Genomic DNA, 17,443 nt, shown 5'->3' with positions numbered 1-17,443 from the left:
GACCGGCGGCGGCCGACAGGGATCACATCACCGCAGCGTCCGGGGCGGAGGGAGCGCGGGGTACGGTCCAGCAGGTACCCGAACGCGCGCAAGGGAGCTCGCGACGTGACCGCCACCACCACGACGTTCCAGCACACCGACGTGCTGCCGCTCGGCCCGGACCAGACCGAGTACCGCCTGGTTACCACCGAGGGCCTGCGCCCGGTCGAGGCCGCCGGTCGCCGCTTCCTCGAGGTGGACCCGCAGGTGCTGACGCTGCTGGCGCGGGAGGCCGTGCAGGACATCCAGCACCTGCTCCGGCCCTCGCATTTGGCCCAGCTCCGGGCGATCGTGGACGATCCGGAGGCCAGCCCCAACGATCGCTTCGTGGCCACGGACCTGCTGCGCAACGCCTGCATCTCCGCGGGTGGCGTGCTGCCCATGTGTCAGGACACCGGCACCGCCATCGTGATCGGCAAGCGCACCGAGACGGTCCTCACCGGGGGTACCGACACCGAGGCCCTCTCGCGCGGGGTGTTCGACGCCTACCAGCAGCTCAACCTGCGGTACTCGCAGATGGCGCCGCTCACCTTCTGGGAGGAACGCAACACCGGCACCAACCTGCCCGCCCAGATCGAGCTGTACAGCGCCGAGGGCACCGACCCGAAGTACGCACTGCTGTTCATGGCCAAGGGCGGCGGCAGCGCCAACAAGACCTTCCTCTACCAGGAGACCAAGGCGCTGCTGAACCCGACGCGGCTGGCCAGGTTCCTGGACGAGAAGCTGCGCTCGATCGGGACGGCCGCCTGCCCGCCGTACCACCTGGCCATCGTGGTGGGCGGCATGTCGGCCGAGTACAACCTCAAGGTCGCCAAGCTGGCCTCGGCCCGCTACCTCGACGAGCTGCCCACCGAGGGCTCCCCGCTCGGGCACGCCTTCCGGGACGTCGACCTGGAGCAACAGGTGCTGGAGATGACGCGCCAGTTCGGGATCGGCGCACAGTTCGGCGGCAAGTACTTCTGCCACGACGTGCGGGTCATCCGGCTGCCGCGGCACGGCGCCTCCTGCCCGGTGGGTGTCGCGGTGTCCTGCTCGGCGGACCGGCAGGCCAGGGCGAAGATCACCCCGGAGGGGGTGTTCCTGGAGCAGCTGGAGCGCGACCCGGCCCGGTTCCTGCCCGAGGTGTCCGACGACCAGCTCTCCGACGAGGTGGTGCGGATCGACCTGACCCGGCCGATGGACGAGATCCGGGCCACGCTGGCGACGCTGCCGGTCAAGACCCGGGTGTCGCTGACCGGGCCGCTGGTGGTGGCGCGGGACATCGCGCACGCCAAGATCAAGGAGCGGCTCGACGCCGGCGAGCAGATGCCGCAGTACCTGCGCGACCACCCCGTGTACTACGCGGGCCCGGCCAAGACCCCGGAGGGCTACGCCTCGGGTTCGTTCGGTCCGACCACGGCGGGGCGGATGGACTCCTACGTGGCGCAGTTCCAGGCGGCCGGCGGCTCGCTGGTGATGCTCGCCAAGGGCAACCGGTCCCGGCAGGTGACCGAGGCGTGTGCCCGGCACGGTGGCTTCTACCTCGGTTCGATCGGTGGCCCGGCGGCCCGGCTGGCCCAGGACTGCATCAAGAAGGTCGAGGTGCTGGAGTACGCCGAGCTGGGCATGGAAGCGGTGTGGCGGATCGAGGTCGAGGACTTCCCGGCCTTCGTCGTGGTCGACGACAAGGGGAACGACTTCTTCGCCGAGTCCGGGCAGCCGGCACTGCAGATTTCCTTCCGGCGCTGACCCGGTCTGTGCCTCGTGGCTGGGCCGGGGCGTCGGTCCAGCCACGAGGCATCGACACGGTGTTGGCGCCCAGCATTCACCGGAAGCGCATGTGCTGCGGAATCGGACTGATGCTCCGGTAAGCGCGTTCGCCATCGATAGCCGTGAAACGGCGGCCCGGGTGGTCTGTGCCCATGCTGGCAATACGGCACTCGCTGCGGACAACCAGCTCGGTGAGTAGGGTCGCGCCGGGCTCGGATGCGCTCGTTCGGTTACTCCTGGACGGTTTCCGCAGTGACCACGACCGTGCGGTCACCCAGGGGCTGGTCCAACGACACCGTCAGCGACGGGTAGCGCAGGTCCATCGTGCAGGGGCCGCTGTTGGCCGGCACCTTCTCCGTGAGGTGGAGCCGGACCTTCTCCGCGCTCTGCTCGGTCACCGCAGCGGAGACCTTGCCGCAGCCACCCTCCTGGCCGTGGACGCCAACCGTCCGGTCGTCGCCCTGCAGCCAGACCAGGCGCGGGTAGTCCTCGGGGAGCGCGCTGACGTCCACCTGGCCCTTGGGGACCTCATTGCCGCCCTCGGGCGGTCTCGGGACGAGTTCGGGCTCCGTGGACGGCGCCGAGCTCGTCACCGGCGGGGGCGAGGCGCCGAAACCGACGTCGCGCGGTTCGTTGGCACAGGCCGTGGCCAGCAGGACCAGCCCGCCCGCACCGATCAGGGTCGCAAGCCTCCTCATGCCCCAAGGACGGTGCCCGAACCGAACTCGGTTGCACGGTGCAGGAGCTCAATGGCGGATGACCGTCACAGAACGGAACGTGACGCAGCAGACTCGTGCTGTTGCGCCTCGTCACCTTCACAACGATCGCCTCGAGCCGGACGCAGGTGCGGGGCGGGCATCAAGCCAGAGACCGCTACTTCGTAGGTGGTATGCACGGATCTCCGTTGCTGGTGGCGCTGAAAGATCCTCAGGCCGGGAAAGGCCCGGACACCGTCCGGAAGCGAGACGGGACGAACCGTCTACAGAAGACGACGAAACGCATAAAGTGTTTATCAGCAAGAAAAATCACTGAACCGAGTTACCTACGGTAGTGGCATGGCAATCGAGACCATCCCTGGCAAGCACGTGGACATCCGGCTGTAGACCCGCGCCGATGACGTGGAATCGCAGGCGATGCAGCGGCTGCGAAACATCGCGACGCTGCCGTGGGTGGTCAAACACATCGCGGTCATGCCTGACGTCCATTACGGCAAGGGGTCGACAGAGATCACTGCACCGCCTCAGGATCCTGTTGTCCACTCCGACTATCCACCGTGTACAGCAGGTGTGGTCCCCCGTAGTAAGTCCCGCATTGCTCGATGCGAAAGCCGAGCCGGCGGGCAACTCGTCGTGATGCCTCGTTCTCTTCGTGCACCAGCGCGATGACCTCCGGCAGGTCCATGGTTCGGAACGCGTGCCGCAGGATGGCACGCGTCGCCTCCACGGCCAGTCCTCTCCCCCGGTATCGCCGCATCAGGTACCACCCTGTCTCGATCCGCTCGTCCTCGGTTTCCTGCGATGGACGCAGGTCGCCGTGCCCCACGAATCTCCCGGTTTCCCGCTCCTCCCAGACGAAGGAGCCCATCCCCGGGGTGTACCGCGCGGCGACCGACTCCAGGACGTGCTCCCACACCAACTCCGGGGTGGGCTCGAACGGCAGGAAGCGCGTAGCAGCCGGCTCCCGCAACAGCTCGTAAAGATCACCGCTGTCCGCGAGCCGGAGGGGCCGAAGCCGAAGCCTGGGTGTCAGCAGCTCGGGAACCCACATGCGGTGACGCTAGCGAGGAGGCGCCACTCCCGGTAGGGGATTCGGCCCCGCAGGGGACCACGGCAGTGTCCCCGGGCCGGTGGCCCGCCCGTCGGGCACGCGGACGGGCCACCGGAGAGGGAATCAGATCAGCAGCAGGTAGGGCGCGTAGTAGACGGGCACGCCGTCGACCACCGCAACGGCGTAAGTTCCGTACGGGTAGTAGTAGATGATCTCCGGGTCGGCCTGGGCGGGCGTTGCGGCGGCGAGCGGGAACGCGACGGCCGCGAAGGCAACGACGGCAACCTTGGCGGCGCGGGCGAGCAGAGCCATCCAGAACCTCCAGTTCGTTGGTGTGACCAACGCCTAGAAGTCAACGCATGGCTGCGGCATCAAGCAACGAAACCCACCCTGGCCAGTTACCTCCACTCACCGACCCACTCGGTTGGCTGCCCGGCCTGCACGCAAGGTGAAAGTCACGGTTCGCGCACTGCGCTCATCCGCTTCCGACAGCACCACGTTCAGCGAGCCGGCACCGGTGGGTCGGCTGCGGTCAGTAGGACCGGCGTAGCCGACGGGGTCCGGTGTCGGGTCGCGACGGTGGTGGACCAAGGGTGATTCGCGCGCTGGCGACGTAGGCGCCGGCGGCCGAGGCGAGCACCGGCTCCAGCGCCAGCGAACGGACCTCCGGCACATCCTCGGCCAACGTCGCGACCCTGAGCACGAGGTTCTCCAGGGCCGCCAGGTCCGCGGGCTCCGCGCCCCGGTAGCCGGTGAGCAACGGTGCCGCCTTGGGCGCCCGAACCAGGGCCGCAACGTCCACATCTGACAGTGGGACGGCCCGGTACGCACGGTCGCCGAGCAGGTCGCTGGCCACGCCGGAGAGCCCGAAGGACACCAGGGTTCCGAACGACGGGTCGTCCTGCAGGCCGATCACGCACGACACTCCCTTGGGTGCCATGCGTTGGACGTACACCTCGTTGATGCCCGAGACCTCGCGCAGTGCGGTGTAGCCGGTGCGCACCGCCGCGGGGGTGTCCAGGTCGAGCCGCACCCCCACCAGGTCACCGCGGTGCCGGAGCCGTGGGCTCGCCGACTTCAGGGCCACCGGGTAACCGAGCGAGTCGGCCGCGGCCAGCGCAGCGTCCACATCGGACACGACCCGGAACGGAACGACATCAATTCCGTAGCAGGACAACAGTTCGACGGCCTCACCGTCGGTGAGCCGCCGCTCGCCGTCGGACATCCAGTCGGTGACCAGTGCGCGTGCCGCCTGCGGCCGGATCTCCCGCTCCGGGCGCACGAAGTGTCCTTGTGGGGACGAGCGCCACCGGGCGTAGCGGGCCACCCGCGCGAGGGCGAGCACGGCCCGCTCCGGGCTGGGATAGGACGGGATCGAGCCCGGCCCGGGTGAGCCGTCCGGGCCCGGCACGGCCAGCTCGGCAGGCACGCCCTCCGCCGCCAGGAACGTCGACACCACCGGCTTTCCCGAACCGCGCAACGCCACGCGCAGGGCCCGCGCATAGGACGTGCCCGGTACGGCGATGGGCGGCACGAACACGACGACCAATGCATCGACGTCGTCCTGACTCGCCGCGCGTTGCACCGCGGCGGCGAACTCGGCGGGCCGGGCCGAGGAACCGACGTCGACCGGGTCGGCGGCCAGCTCCAGCCCACCGGCCAGTGCGGCGTCCGCCGCCAGCACCCCCAGCGCCGTGGAGTTCCCGACGATCGCCACCCGGTTCCCGGCCGGCAGCGCCTGGTGCGCCAGCAGCAGCGCGGTGTCGAACAGCTGGGCCAGCGACTCCACCCGGATCACGCCGGCCTGCTCGAACAACGCCCGCACGCTGGCCTCGTCGACCTCCACGCCGGTGGCCGCCAGCGCCGGGCTGACCGCGTGCCGACCGGACTTCACCACCACGATCGGCTTGCTGCGGCCCAGCCGGCGGGCGAGCCGGGCGAACTTGCGCGGGTTACCGAAGGATTCCAGGTAGAGCAGGACCACATCGGTCGCCGGATCGGTCTCCCAGTACTGCAGCAGGTCGTTGCCGGAGACGTCGGCGCGGTTGCCGGCGGAGACGAAGGTGGACAGGCCCAGGCCGCGCTCGGCCGCGGCGGCGAGGATGGCGATGCCCAGGGCACCGGACTGCGCGAAGAAACCGACCCGGCCGCGGCCAGGCAGCACCGGCGCCAGTGTGGCGTTGAGCCGCACCTCCGGGTGGGTGTTGGCCACGCCCAACGCGTTCGGGCCCACCACACGCATCCCGTGCGCCCTGGCCTCCGCCACGAGGCGACGCTCCGCCGTCAGCCCGTCCAGGCCCCTTTCCCCGAACCCCGACGTCACCACGACGAGTGCCTTGACGCCCTTGGCCAGACAGGCGTCCATCACCTCGTCCACCCCGGCGGCCGGAACCGCCACCACGGCGAGATCAACCTCGTCCGGGATGTCCAGCACCGAGGGGTAGGCGCGCACCCCGCGCACCGAGCGGTGCTCGGCGTTGACCGGGTAGACCGGGCCGGTGAAGTTGGCGGCCAGCAGGTTGCGCAGCACCGCGTGACCGATCTTGGACTCGTCGGTCGATGCACCGATCACCGCAACCGAACGGGGATGCAGCAAGTTGTGCACGCTGCGTGCCTCGGCCGCCTGCTCCCGGGCCCTGGCCACCGCGACCGACTCCTCGGTGGGGTCGATGGCGAACTCCAGGTGCAGCACACCCTCCTCCAACGCGCGGCTGACCCGGTATCCGGCGTCCCGGAACACCCGCACCATCTGGCTGTTCTCGGCCAACACCTCGGCGACGAACCGGCGCAGGCCGCACTCGCGCGCGGCCGCGGCCAGGTGCTCGAGCAGGATCGAGCCCAGGCCGCGGCCCTGGTGGGCGTCCGCCACCACGAAGGCGACCTCGGCCGAGTCGCCGCCGCCCAGCCGGTCGTAGCGGCCCACCGCGACGATGTCGTCGCCCAGCAACGCGATCAGCGCGACCCGGTCCCGGTAGTCGACCGTGGTGAACCGGCGGACGTCGCGCTGCGGCATCCGCGGGTAGGGGCCGAAGTAACGCAGGTAGCGGGTGCGTTCGCTGAGCCTGCCGTGGAAGGCGATGAGGCGTTCGGCGTCGCCGGGCGTGATGGGGCGCAGGTGGACGGTGCCGCCGTCGGACAGTACGACGTCGGCTTCCCAGTGCCGGGGGTAGTCGTGGGTACCGGGCTCCGCCTTATTCGATGCGGCGGGCGCGGCATCCGTCCGGCCGTCACCCGCGGCGAGGGTGTGCGCCTCCGCCGCCCCGTTGGGTCCTACACCGTCCACAGCAGACTCCGTCCACCTGGTCGCTAGTCGCGCGGGTCGTCCGGATCGAGGCCGTGCAGTGGGAACACGGCCCGCCTGGTCTGCCGGATCGCTCGGTCGACCGGTGTGTCGGCTGCTCCTTCCCACCGCACCCAGCCAGGGTCGCACCCGTCGGTCATGCTGGCCGGCAACGGCACGTGCGGCACGATCGGTGCGGTCCGCGCCACCCAGCCCGCCGGCACCGGCGTGTTCGGGTCGAGGTCGCGGTCGAGCACGGTGGCGAGCAGGTGCGTCCAGGAGCGGGGCACGACCCGGAACAGCGAGTACCCGCCGCCCCCGAGCGCCAGCCACCGCCCTTGCGCGTGTTCCTCGGCGAGATCCCGCAACGCCCGGTAGATGGTGCGGTGGCCGTCCACCGACAGGGACAGTTCGGCCAGCGGGTCCTCCCGGTGGGTGTCCGCGCCGCACTGGGTGACCAGGACCTGCGGCCGGAACCGGGCGAGCAGCGACGGCACCACGGCGTGGAACGCCCGCAACCACTCCTCGTCGTTGGTGCCGGGTGGAAGCGCCAGGTTGACGGCGCAGCCCTCGGCGCCGTCCAGGCCGAGCTCCTCGGGATAACCGGTGCCCGGCCACAACGTCAGCGGGTTCTGGTGTAGCGAGAGGGTCAGCACCCGGGGGTCGGCGTAGAAGGCGGCCTGCACGCCGTCGCCGTGGTGCACGTCCACGTCGACGTAGGCGATGCGCTCCACGCCCTGCGCCAGCATCCAGGCGATGGCGACCGCGCAGTCGTTGTAGACGCAGAAGCCGGCCGCGTGGTCTGCCATGGCGTGGTGCAGGCCGCCGGCGATGTTGACCGCCCGGTGAGTACTTCCGTTGAGGATCTGCTCGGCCGCCGCCACCGAGCCACCGGCGACCAGGGCGGATGCCTCGTGCATGCGGTCGAAGACCGGGTTGTCCGGGGTCCCCAGGCCGTGGCCGACGTCCCAGTCCGCGGCCGGTGCGGCCCGCACGGCGGCGAGGTAGCCGGGCTCGTGCACCCGCTCCAGTTCCTCGTCCTCGGCCGGCCGGGGTGGAAGGAGGTCGACACCGTCCAGCACGCCCAGCTCGCGGGCCAGCCGGATGGTCAGGTCGAGCCGGATCGGGTTGAGGGGATGGTCCTCGCTCAGCTTGTACTCGAGGAAGGACCCGTCCCACACGACGACCGCCCGTGCACCCATGTCGTGAACGTACTCGCGATATGCGGGGTACGGGACGGTTTCGGCGTCGAGAGCAGCCGATCTCGCGGGCTGGAACGTTCCCGTTTGCGGGGCCGGTCAGCCCGGTTGGTCGCCGGTCGCCACCGGGCGGGAGGGGTCTGCGGACCAGTTCGACCACGATCCCGCATAGAGCGCGGCGGGTCGCTCCCGGTCGGACAGGCCCGCCACCTCCAGGGCGAGCAGTACCGAACAGGCGGTGACGCCGGAGCCGCAGTACGCGGCGGTCACCCGCTCCGCGGTCACGCCCAGCTCGCGGAACCGTTGCCGCAGTTCCTGCGGGGATCGCCAGTGCCCGGTCTGGTCGACGTGCGCAGAGAACGGTGCGTTGACCGCACCCGGCACGTGGCCGGCCCGCGGGTCGATCGGCTCCACGTCCCCGCGGTACCGCTCGGGCGCGCGGGCGTCCAGCAGCAGGCCCGTGCGGGCCAGGGTGGCCGCGGCCTCGGCGTCGACCACCGGCCGCGACCGCGGCCGCACCAGGAAGTCACCCGGTTCCGGGGTGGGGGCCGCAGTGCTGATCGGGCGGTTCTCGGCGACCCAGGCGGCGTAACCGCCGTCCAGGACCGCCACCTGCTCGTGGCCGCTCCAGAGCAGCAGCCACCAGGCACGGGCCGCGACCGAACCGTCACTGGCGTCGTAGACCACGACCGCGCTCCCGGCCCGCACGCCCGCCGCGCGTAGCACCCGCTCCAGGTCGGCGGGGCTGGGCAGCGGGTGGCGGCCGGCGGGGCCGGGTGGGGCCGCCAGCTCGGTGTCCAGGTCGATGAAGACCGCGCCGGGCAGGTGGCCGCGGTCATAGTCCTCGCGGCCGGGCGGGCCGGCCAGGGACCACCGCACGTCCAGCACGACGGGCGGGTTCGGGGCCGCCAGCGCGTCCGCGAGGTCGGCTGTGGAGATCAACGGCGACACGATGCCCATCCTGCACGCTCGGGCCGGTGGCGGTCGACCACGGTGTCGGTGGGGGCGACTAGCATCGACGGTGAGGCAAGGCAAGGGCAGGGGATGGCGCCGTGAACGAGCTCATCGACACCACCGAGATGTACCTCCGCACGATCTACGAGCTGGAGGAAGAGGGCGTCGTCCCGCTGCGGGCAAGGATCGCCGAGCGGCTGGAGCAGAGCGGCCCGACGGTGAGCCAGACCGTGGCGCGGATGGAGCGGGACGGGCTGCTCGTGGTCGGCGAGGACCGGCACCTGGAGCTGACCGAGGCCGGCCGGGCGCGGGCGATCGCGGTCATGCGCAAGCACCGCCTGGCCGAGCGGCTGCTGGTGGACGTGATCGGACTGGAGTGGGAGCACGTGCACGCCGAGGCGTGCCGCTGGGAGCACGTGATGAGCGAGGCGGTCGAGCGCAAGCTCATCGCGCTGCTCGGCCACCCGACCACCTCGCCGTACGGCAACCCCATCCCGGGACTGGACAAGCTGGGCGTGGGCGAGCCGGCGCCGCCCGCCGAGCCGGAGCTGCGCCGGCTGGACGAGGTGGCCCGCGCCGGGGGCGGCAAGGTGGAGATCCGCCGCATCGCCGAGCACGTGCAGCCCGACCCAGACCTGATGTCCGACCTGCGGCGGGGCGGCGTGGTGCCGGGCGGGTCGGTCGAGGTGGTGGCCGGTGGTGGCCCGGGCGGACCGGTGTCGGTGCGTAACGGCGACACCACCGTGGAGCTGCCGGCCGAGGTCGCGCACGCGGTGCTGGTGCTGACCAGGTGAGGCCGGGCCAGCGGGCCGCGGCGGCCTTTGCCGCGGCGCATGGCCACGCACCGGTCGGCGTGTGGTCCGCCCCCGGCCGGGTGAACCTCATCGGTGAGCACACCGACTACAACGACGGCTTCGTGCTGCCGTTCGCCCTCCCGAACCGGGTCGCGGTGGCGGCCGAACCGCGCTCGGACGGCCGGTTGTCGGTGGCGAGCCTGGGTGACGACGGGCGCCTGCACCGGACCGAACCGGTCGCCGTGTCCGACCTGGGGCCGGGCCGGGTGACGGGGTGGGCGGCCTACCCGATGGGGGTCGCGTGGGCGCTACGGACGGCCGGGGTGCCGGTGGGCGGCGTCGAGCTGCTGATCGCCAGCGATGTCCCGGCCGGGGCCGGGCTTTCGTCGTCCCATGCGCTGCAGTGCGCGGTGGCGCTCGCCCTGCTCGGACTCGCGGGTCGTGAGGTGGGCGCCGAGGGCGCACCGGGCCGGCCCGAGGTGGCCCGGTGGGTACAGCGTTCCGAGAACGACTTCGTGGGCGCCCCCACCGGTTTGCTCGACCAGACGGCCTCGCTGTGCTGTACCGCCGCGCACGTGCTCTTCTTCGACGTCCGCTCCGGGTGTGGCGAGCAGATCCCCTTCGACGTGGCCGCGGACGAGATGGCGGTGCTGGTCATCGACACCCGGGCCAGCCACTCGCACAGCGAGTCCGGCTACGCCGACCGGCGGCGCGGGTGTGAACACGCGGCCGAGCTGCTCGGGGTGCCCGCGCTCCGGGACATCGACCCCGCCGGCGTCGACGAGGCGTTGGGGCGGTTGCCGGCGGAGCTGCGGCCGCTGGTCCGGCATGCGGTGACCGAGAACGAGCGCGTGTTGCGGACCGTTGCGGCGTTGCGGGCCGGCCGGCTGGACGAGGTGGGGCCACTGCTCACCGGCTCGCATACGAGTCTCCGCGACGACTACCGGGTGTCCTGCCCGGAGCTGGACCTGGCGGTGGACAGCGCGCTCGCGGCCGGTGCCGCGGGCGCGCGGATGACCGGCGGTGGTTTTGGGGGCTCGGCGATCGCGTTGGTGCCCACGGCAGGGCTGGCGAGCGTCGAGAGGGCGGTGGCTGTGGCCTTTGCCGAGCGCGGCTATGGTGCGCCTCGCTTGTTCACCGTGGTGCCCGCTGCGGGTGCGGGGCGCGAGGAGTGACCGCGGTACGACGATCGAGTCATCAACCGCTGGCGGGTGTGGGTGGTACCCACCGGCAGCAGAGCAACCAGGAAGGCGGGAATGGCGTGAAGCTGCTCGTGACGGGCGGAGCCGGCTACATCGGCAGCGTGTGCACGGCGCGGCTGCTCGCGGCGGGGCACGAGGTGGTGGTGCTGGACGACCTGTCCACCGGCCACGCGGACGCGGTGCCCGAGGACTGCCGGTTCGTACAGGGCGATGTCGGCGAGGCTGGCGTGTTGCTCGCCGAGGGCTTCGACGGGGTGTTGCACTTCGCGGCGAAGTCGCTGGTCGGTGAGTCCGTGCAGGACCCGAGCAAGTACTGGCACGGCAACGTGGTGACCTCGGTGCGTCTGCTGGACGCGATGCGGGACGCCGGTGTGCCGCGCCTGGTGTTCTCCTCCACCGCGGCCACTTACGGGGAGCCGGACCAGGTGCCGATCCGGGAGACCGTACCCACGCGGCCCACCAACCCCTATGGCGCCACCAAGCTGGCCATTGATCAGGCGATCACCTCCTACGCCGAGGCTTACGGGCTCGCCGCGACGAGTCTGCGGTACTTCAACGTGGCCGGCGCCTACGGTCGGTTTGGGGAACGGCACACCACCGAGACGCACCTCATCCCGCTCGTGCTGCAGGTCGCCACGGGCCAGCGGGAGCAGATCCAGATCTACGGCGACGACTGGCCGACCGAGGACGGCACCTGCATCCGCGACTACATCCACGTGCTGGATCTGGCCGAGGCACACCTGCTCGCCCTGGAGACGGCCGTGGCGGGCCGACACCGGATCTACAACCTCGGTAACGGCACCGGTTTCTCGGTCCGGCAGGTCGTTGACACCTGCCGCGAGGTGACCGGCCACCCCATCCCGGCGGTGGTGGCGCCACGTCGTGCCGGTGACCCCGCGGTGCTGGTGGCCTCCAGCGAGCTGGCGCAGAGCGAGTTGGGCTGGAAGCCGCAGCGCGCCGACCTGGCCGACATCGTGCGCGACGCCTGGGGCTTCACCCAGTCGCAGTTCTCCTGAGACGGCACGCGGGGGCGCTGAGACGCGACGGTGGGGGCCAGCGTCGCTGGCCCCCACCGTGATTTTCCGGTCAGCTCAGGTCGAGTCGGCCGGTCTTGATGCTCCCGATCAACGCGCCGAACGCGGCCGCCCCAACGACGAGAGCAGGGCCGCTCGGGTTCTTACTGTCGCGCAGCGCTGCGGCTTCTTTGATCGCCGCTACCTCAACGCAGTGGCCGTTGCCGGCCGAGCGCCTGGACTTGCGCCAGGTCGCCGAAGGAGGGACCCCGGTCACTCTGGACCGACATCGAACACGCCTACACGCTGTGGGAGGACCTCGGCCGACCAAAGTGGGAACGATTCGGCCTCACCGCCACGGCCGGGAAGCAGACGCTGCGGCTCGACAGCCCGGAGGGCCCGTATGCCTGGGAGATCACGTGCGCCGGCTCTTCTGGAGTCCCACAGCTGTGAGCTTCGGGGGCGGTGGGGGCCTCCCCTCCCCCTCCCCTCCCACCCCGCCCCCTTCCCTTTCCCTGTCCGCCCCAGCCTGGCCCGGCCCGGGTCACTGTTAGGTGGTGCGCGGGCTTTCCGGTTACCGGTTCGACGGTTGTCGCTGTCGTCCCGGCGGATGGCACGGCCGTGGTGGCCGGATCCGTCCGGGCGGGGCTCGGCTTTCCTGGTCATGGCTGGCGTTGCGATGGTCGCTGCAGTCGACCATCCGGTCGTCGTGCCGAGCGGATCGGCTCGTTACGCTGCTCACCACGTGGGCTCCTCCTCGATACGGATGCGGGCTTCGGCGGCTGCGTCCTGGGCGAGGGTGGCCATGCGTGCGGGTGTGATGCCTGCCTGGAGGGCGCGGATCATGAGTCGGGCCAGGTGATGGCCGGGTCGGGCTTCGTCGGCCACCGACAACGCCACGGTCGCGAGCGCGCCGTCTCCGCGCAGGTATGCGGTGAAGGCGAGCAGGATTGCCGGCTCGGCGCGTTCGGGTGCGGGCAGCGCCCGAACCAGTGTCGTCCAGAGCCGCTCGGCGGCCAGGGCGTGCTCACCTGCGGTCAGGCCGAGGCAGACGTCGCGGACGCGGAAGTCGGACAGTGCCAGGCCCAAGCGCACGATCTCCTCGTCGTCGAGGGGTGGCCCGTGCTCGGTCATCGAGCGAAGGGCGCGGTGCACCACCGCCAGGTCACGGCGCGCCGCGGCGCCGCCGGCGAGGGCGCGATCCTGCTCGGTCGTCTCCAGGGCCTCGGAAAGCAACGCGGCCCGGTGGGCGAGTACCTCGTCCTCGTCGGGGGCGAGCTGGTCGGCAAGCTCCTTCCGGTTTGCGAAGGTGACCCAGCCGGCCGCGGCTGTCGCGGCCGCGGCCGCGCTGGACCTCGGGTCGGGTAGGACGCCGGCGCAGTCCGGCTCGGAGTAGCAGCACCAGTGGGCTCCCTTTCTGATCGAGGCGACCCACAGTGAGTGGATCACCGGTAGTCCGGCGGTGGCGAACTCGCGGCCGACGATGGCGACAAGGTCGCGATAGGGCAGGTCCACCGGTGGATCGGCCGATCCGCCACCGACGACCAGCAGCATCGCGGCGTTGGCACGGCAGGTGAGCGTCGGCTTCAGCAGTTGCTCGGCCAGGTCCTGATGGTGTTCGGGTGGCGGCAGGTCGACCCGCAGGCACATACCTATTCGGGACCGTCGTTCTCCGGACAGGGTGACAAGGACGACCGACTCCTCGGGATGGAACCCGAGGAGGTGCGGTACGGCGGCGATCACGTCGCCGAGATCGCTGAGTCGAAGGTGTGGCTTGATGGGCGTTGTCATGGGTCGACGATGACGCGTCCGCAAGCCGGTTGGCCAATGCGACCTGTTGGGCTGTGGAGGAGTTCGGGGGTTGTGGATAACTCGACTCACTAATGGGTGATCATGTCAAGAATTCCTGTCATCCTGGTAGAATTTGTCTCTCTGCCTTTCAGAACTGGATGGTCGCCGGAGCGGAGCGCCGGACGCCGTTGACGGTGACCCTCACCTCGGCTTTCCCCGGGCGAAGCGCAACCAGGTGGCCTGTCTCCAGGTCGAAGGCGGCGACGTGATGCGGCCCCGCCGCAGCCGGAGGTCCGACGTGCAGGCCGGGGGACCCGCTCCACGTCGCATTAACGGGATACGCGACGGGCACCCTCCGGCCCGCTTGCACCACATCGGCCCGCACCGGACGCACCTCACCCACCCGCATCCGTTCCGGAACATCGAGCTCGAGTTGGTCAACGTGCGGCCGCATCTCCGCTCGCACCCCCGTCGTAGGATCCAGCCGCACGAGCGTCCACCCGGTGAAGCCGCCTTTGTTTGCAGCGACGGACGGCGACTTACCCGCATTGCCATTCACAAGACGGGAGACGCCATCAACCCGACTCGCGTGGAAGAGCCCGGCATGGGCGGTGGCGAGCACGGCCGGCTTCCCGGAGGCGCGAACCTCGGCCAGCCAACGTTCGACCAGCCTGGCCTCCTTACTGTCCGACAGCGCGGACTGTCCGGTGGGTCCAGGGTCGTGCGTCGGATGGTGCATTGCGACCAACACGCCCCGTACGGCGGGATTCTCCACTACGCCCCGCAATGCCGCTCGCAGTTCCCTTATCTGGTCGAACCCTCCGGCACGGAGTGAGCCCAGAGCGGAATCGAGCAGGACCATCCGGAAGCCAGCCAGGTCAACCACCCGATACGTCTCGCCGAACACCTTGCGAAACTCCGACGTATCACCGGGACCGTACGTCTCATGGTTGCCGGGCAGGTAGTACCAGCGCACTTGGTCGCCGAGCTCCTCGTCCAGGATCCGTCGCGCAAGCACGAAATCGGCGTTGGTTCCGCGATCGACCAGATCGCCGTTGATCAGCACCACGTCCGGATTGGCCGCCAGCGCTTCGCGCAGGGTACGACGTGCCTGCTGCACCAGGGGACCTTGCGGGTTGTCCGCAGTGAACTGAGCATCGCTCACCACTGCGACCCGCAACGCGCCGGGCACCGGCGGCAGCTCCCCCTGAGTCACCACCGCGGGATCCCGGTGCGGTGGAGCGGGCGGCAGGTCTGTTGGCGGCGCCACTTTCGCGGTCAGCTCATCAAGCGCAATCCGACCTTCGTACTGCCGGTTCCCATCGGGTTCCACGACGTACAGCCGCTCAAGTCGTACTGCCCCCACCAGTGCGGACGGAACCGCAGCGTCGAGGAAACGCCATCCGGTCCAGTCAACGTGGCGGGCCAGGTCAACCGTGGCGGCCGTGTTCGTCGAGTCGACCATCGTCAACCGGAGCCAAGCGCCCTTCCCGTCTCCGTTCACCCAGAGCCCTACCCGTTGAGTCCCCGCAGGCAGCGGTATTGGCGGCTCCGCGCTCAGGTATGCGGCCCGTGCGACACGTGTCCCGGTGAGCCGGTAGTCGAGAACGAGCGCCTTACCGTCGTCATGCCCACGCCCCAACGACACGTGAGCACCCACAACAGCGGGATAGACCCTGACCTGCCACCTCTCCAAATCATCCATTGTGGATAGGCTCCGGTCACGTGTCCCCACCGTGATAGCGAGGCGGGACGTCACGTCCCCCACCCGCACCGTCACCGTGGTCGAACCCGTGGCCTTCAGCGCGACGACCTCGAAGCCGTCCCGATCCGGGCTGACCCGCACCAGCGTCTCGTCGTAGTCCAAGGTCACGTCGGTGGGTTCGATCCAGGTACCGAACCCCTCGGAATCCTGGCCGAAAACCTGGAATCGGCTCGTCACCCCAGGCCCGGACAGTGCGACACGTTGCGGGCTCGCTTCGGCCCGGGAGAGAGTTCCCAGCACCGCCAGCTCCGTCTCACCACTGACGAGGCCCTGTTTGACATGCACCCTCGCGGTGCCGTGCTGCTCGGCGTGGAACACCGCCGTCTCCCGCGTGGCGACCGCCTTTCCACCAGAATTCGGAACGACGTACCAATGCGGGGATGAGACGACCGGAGCGCCCATCTCGTCGTGTCCGTACGCGGTGAGGCGTCGTGTGAGGCCCGTCAGCACTCGGTCGGAGTGTTCCGACACCACTGTGGGCGCGACGCGGAACCCGAGCAACTTCCCGCTCCCGAGCGCAGTGTCAACACCCAACCCATTGGGAACAGGACGTTCCTCGCCCTCCGATGGTGCGTTCCGCACCGCGGCTGCGCTCTCCCCTGTTCGACGGGCGAGCAGTGTCGAGGAACCTCCGCCGTCGAGGTTGAGGGCGTTGACCGCCCCGAGCGATCGCATCAGGCGGGCGAGTTCCAACAGCGTCATTCCTCGGCTGTCGCGTTGCCGACCGTCGACGGTGACCATGAACATCCGGCTTCCATCAGCCGAGAATCCGACCGCAGTACGGGGATGCATCGCTGTGTCGTCGAGCTGGTTCACCTCGCCGTCCCGAACCAGGACCTGCATGCCGCCCAGGGCGACGTCGATATCGTTCCGCGCCCGCAACCGGTAACGGACATCTACCGAGTCGCCATGACGAAGCTCGGACAGATAGCCAGCGACCGCATCACGCGCCAGGAGCAGGACGGACCCGAACGGAACCGGACCGTCCCGCGGTCCGTCGCGAACCGCTTCCACCTTGCCGGAATGAACCTCCACCTCGGTGACCGCCCCAGCCCCGACAACAACCGTTCGCCGGGAGGCCGACCCCCACAGTGGCGTGTAGATCCCGACACCGTTCTCGGCCACGCGGGGCGAGTTCAGGTTGCTGACAGCGATCTTCTCGTTGTCCGGTAAAGTGATGGTTCCTTCGAGGAAGGCTTCGGCGAGGCGACCAACTCTCCGGCGGGCGTCGAACGCCACGACGGTGTTGTGACCGCTCCTCGCACCGTGCAGGATTCGGCCGGCCGACACGCCAATCCCCTCCGGCGCGCTGGTGGCCAAGATGTCGAAGAAGTCGCCGTTGACACCCGCAACCACTCCAGCTTCGGCCGCCTGCTGAGAGAGCGGTTTCCGGTCAGCGACCACGCCAGGGTTGAGGTAGCGGGTGGTCAGTGCGGGTTGGTCGAGATCGACCATCAGGACGTCGCCACGAATCCAGCCCCTCGCGTCGAAACGGTCGAACTCCCGCAACGTCAGGCCCGGTGCGACCGGAGACTCCGCGTGTGCCGTCTCCAACCCCTCGTCGAAGACCGCAGCGCCCACACCAGCGGGGGCGGTAAGCACTGTTGCTCTCTCGCCCGGAGACGCCTCCGGCAGGCTTTCCACGGGCGGCGGGCCGAGCGGGATCGGGGCGGAAGCCACACGCATGGGCGTGACGAGCAAGGCGACGACGGCGAGGACGAGGAGAACGGAGACGGACCGAGCACGCACCTGTTCCTCCCGGGTCTCGGCGTGGCCTGACCCCATTGCAGCAGGGGACTCAGCGGTCAGCCACCCGACATTCGGCGAGCGAGGACGAGTCCTGCACAGCCGAGCAGGTCTCCCGGTCGGCATCGGGAGAACGCTGTGGCG

The 17,443-nt window shown here is 70.2% G+C and carries 13 protein-coding genes and 1 pseudogene; 5 read left to right on the top strand and 9 right to left on the bottom strand.

Annotated elements, in window-relative coordinates; genetic code table 11:
* Positions 1-105: 105 nt before the first annotated feature.
* The gene (locus IEY55_RS13380; RefSeq protein ID WP_189057619.1) at positions 106-1,767 is read left to right on the top strand and encodes a fumarate hydratase; all 1,662 of its coding nucleotides are present in this window, start codon (positions 106-108) and stop codon (positions 1,765-1,767) included.
* Between the two features lie 251 nt (positions 1,768-2,018).
* Here the strand turns inward: IEY55_RS13380 and IEY55_RS13375 are convergent, their stop codons facing one another.
* A complete protein-coding gene (locus IEY55_RS13375; protein ID WP_229686332.1) occupies positions 2,019-2,486 on the bottom strand; it encodes a hypothetical protein in 468 nt (155 codons plus the stop codon).
* A 357-nt stretch (positions 2,487-2,843) separates the two neighbouring features.
* Between IEY55_RS13375 and IEY55_RS32040 the strand changes: the two are divergent.
* A pseudogene (locus IEY55_RS32040) lies at positions 2,844-3,011 on the top strand (RtcB family protein); the annotation flags it as partial.
* Between the two features lie 4 nt (positions 3,012-3,015).
* Here the strand turns inward: IEY55_RS32040 and IEY55_RS32035 are convergent.
* The 5 genes from IEY55_RS32035 to IEY55_RS13350 form a co-directional block, all read right to left on the bottom strand.
* Positions 3,016-3,555, bottom strand: a complete 540-nt coding sequence (locus IEY55_RS32035; RefSeq protein ID WP_229686330.1) for a GNAT family N-acetyltransferase — start codon at positions 3,553-3,555, stop codon at positions 3,016-3,018.
* 123 nt (positions 3,556-3,678) lie between these two features.
* Positions 3,679-3,867 (bottom strand): hypothetical protein, encoded by a 189-nt coding sequence (locus IEY55_RS13365; RefSeq protein ID WP_189057617.1) that lies wholly within the window; start codon positions 3,865-3,867, stop codon positions 3,679-3,681.
* A 220-nt stretch (positions 3,868-4,087) separates the two neighbouring features.
* The gene (locus tag IEY55_RS13360) at positions 4,088-6,694 is read right to left on the bottom strand and encodes a bifunctional acetate--CoA ligase family protein/GNAT family N-acetyltransferase (protein ID WP_229686359.1); all 2,607 of its coding nucleotides are present in this window, start codon (positions 6,692-6,694) and stop codon (positions 4,088-4,090) included.
* 167 nt (positions 6,695-6,861) lie between these two features.
* Complete coding sequence (locus IEY55_RS13355) at positions 6,862-8,037, bottom strand: acetoin utilization protein AcuC (RefSeq protein WP_189057613.1); 1,176 nt, start codon at positions 8,035-8,037, stop codon at positions 6,862-6,864.
* A 96-nt stretch (positions 8,038-8,133) separates the two neighbouring features.
* The gene (locus IEY55_RS13350; RefSeq protein WP_189057611.1) at positions 8,134-8,985 is read right to left on the bottom strand and encodes a sulfurtransferase; all 852 of its coding nucleotides are present in this window, start codon (positions 8,983-8,985) and stop codon (positions 8,134-8,136) included.
* A gap of 101 nt (positions 8,986-9,086) precedes the next feature.
* Here IEY55_RS13350 and IEY55_RS13345 point away from each other — a divergent pair, with 101 nt between their 5' ends.
* From IEY55_RS13345 to galE, 3 genes are all read left to right on the top strand, one after another.
* Positions 9,087-9,782 (top strand): iron-dependent transcriptional repressor DtxR, encoded by a 696-nt coding sequence (locus IEY55_RS13345; protein WP_189057609.1) that lies wholly within the window; start codon positions 9,087-9,089, stop codon positions 9,780-9,782.
* Positions 9,779-10,957 (top strand): galactokinase, encoded by a 1,179-nt coding sequence (gene galK / locus IEY55_RS13340; protein ID WP_189057607.1) that lies wholly within the window; start codon positions 9,779-9,781, stop codon positions 10,955-10,957. Before IEY55_RS13345 ends, galK begins: the two co-directional genes overlap by 4 nt.
* Positions 10,958-11,043: 86 nt before the next feature.
* Positions 11,044-12,000 carry a UDP-glucose 4-epimerase GalE gene (gene galE, locus IEY55_RS13335; RefSeq protein WP_189057605.1) on the top strand — a complete coding sequence of 319 codons (957 nt, stop codon included), beginning with the start codon at positions 11,044-11,046 and terminating at the stop codon, positions 11,998-12,000.
* 70 nt (positions 12,001-12,070) lie between these two features.
* Here galE and IEY55_RS13330 read toward each other — a convergent pair whose 3' ends face one another.
* The 3 genes from IEY55_RS13330 to IEY55_RS13320 form a co-directional block, all read right to left on the bottom strand.
* A complete protein-coding gene (locus tag IEY55_RS13330; protein WP_189057603.1) occupies positions 12,071-12,274 on the bottom strand; it encodes a DUF397 domain-containing protein in 204 nt (67 codons plus the stop codon).
* Between the two features lie 461 nt (positions 12,275-12,735).
* Complete coding sequence (locus tag IEY55_RS13325; RefSeq protein WP_189057601.1) at positions 12,736-13,788, bottom strand: DUF4192 domain-containing protein; 1,053 nt, start codon at positions 13,786-13,788, stop codon at positions 12,736-12,738.
* A gap of 148 nt (positions 13,789-13,936) precedes the next feature.
* On the bottom strand, positions 13,937-17,338 hold the full coding sequence (locus tag IEY55_RS13320; RefSeq protein ID WP_189057599.1) for a phosphodiester glycosidase family protein: 3,402 nt from the start codon (positions 17,336-17,338) through the stop codon (positions 13,937-13,939).
* Positions 17,339-17,443 lie beyond the last annotated feature (105 nt).

This window comes from Longimycelium tulufanense, from assembly GCF_014645795.1.
Taxonomy (GTDB): Bacteria; Actinomycetota; Actinomycetes; order Mycobacteriales; family Pseudonocardiaceae; genus Longimycelium; species Longimycelium tulufanense.
This window is presented reverse-complemented; position numbering and strand designations above follow the sequence as displayed.

Bases quoted from the DNA above. Each gene is read 5' to 3' on its own strand.
- IEY55_RS13375 (WP_229686332.1), bottom strand. From the start codon at position 2,486: ATGAGGAGGCTTGCGACCCTGATCGGTGCGGGCGGGCTGGTCCTGCTG.
- IEY55_RS32035 (WP_229686330.1), bottom strand. From the start codon at position 3,555: ATGTGGGTTCCCGAGCTGCTGACACCCAGGCTTCGGCTTCGGCCCCTC.
- IEY55_RS13365 (WP_189057617.1), bottom strand. From the start codon at position 3,867: ATGGCTCTGCTCGCCCGCGCCGCCAAGGTTGCCGTCGTTGCCTTCGCG.
- IEY55_RS13355 (WP_189057613.1), bottom strand. From the start codon at position 8,037: ATGGGTGCACGGGCGGTCGTCGTGTGGGACGGGTCCTTCCTCGAGTAC.
- IEY55_RS13325 (WP_189057601.1), bottom strand. From the start codon at position 13,788: ATGACAACGCCCATCAAGCCACACCTTCGACTCAGCGATCTCGGCGAC.
- IEY55_RS13320 (WP_189057599.1), bottom strand. From the start codon at position 17,338: ATGGGGTCAGGCCACGCCGAGACCCGGGAGGAACAGGTGCGTGCTCGG.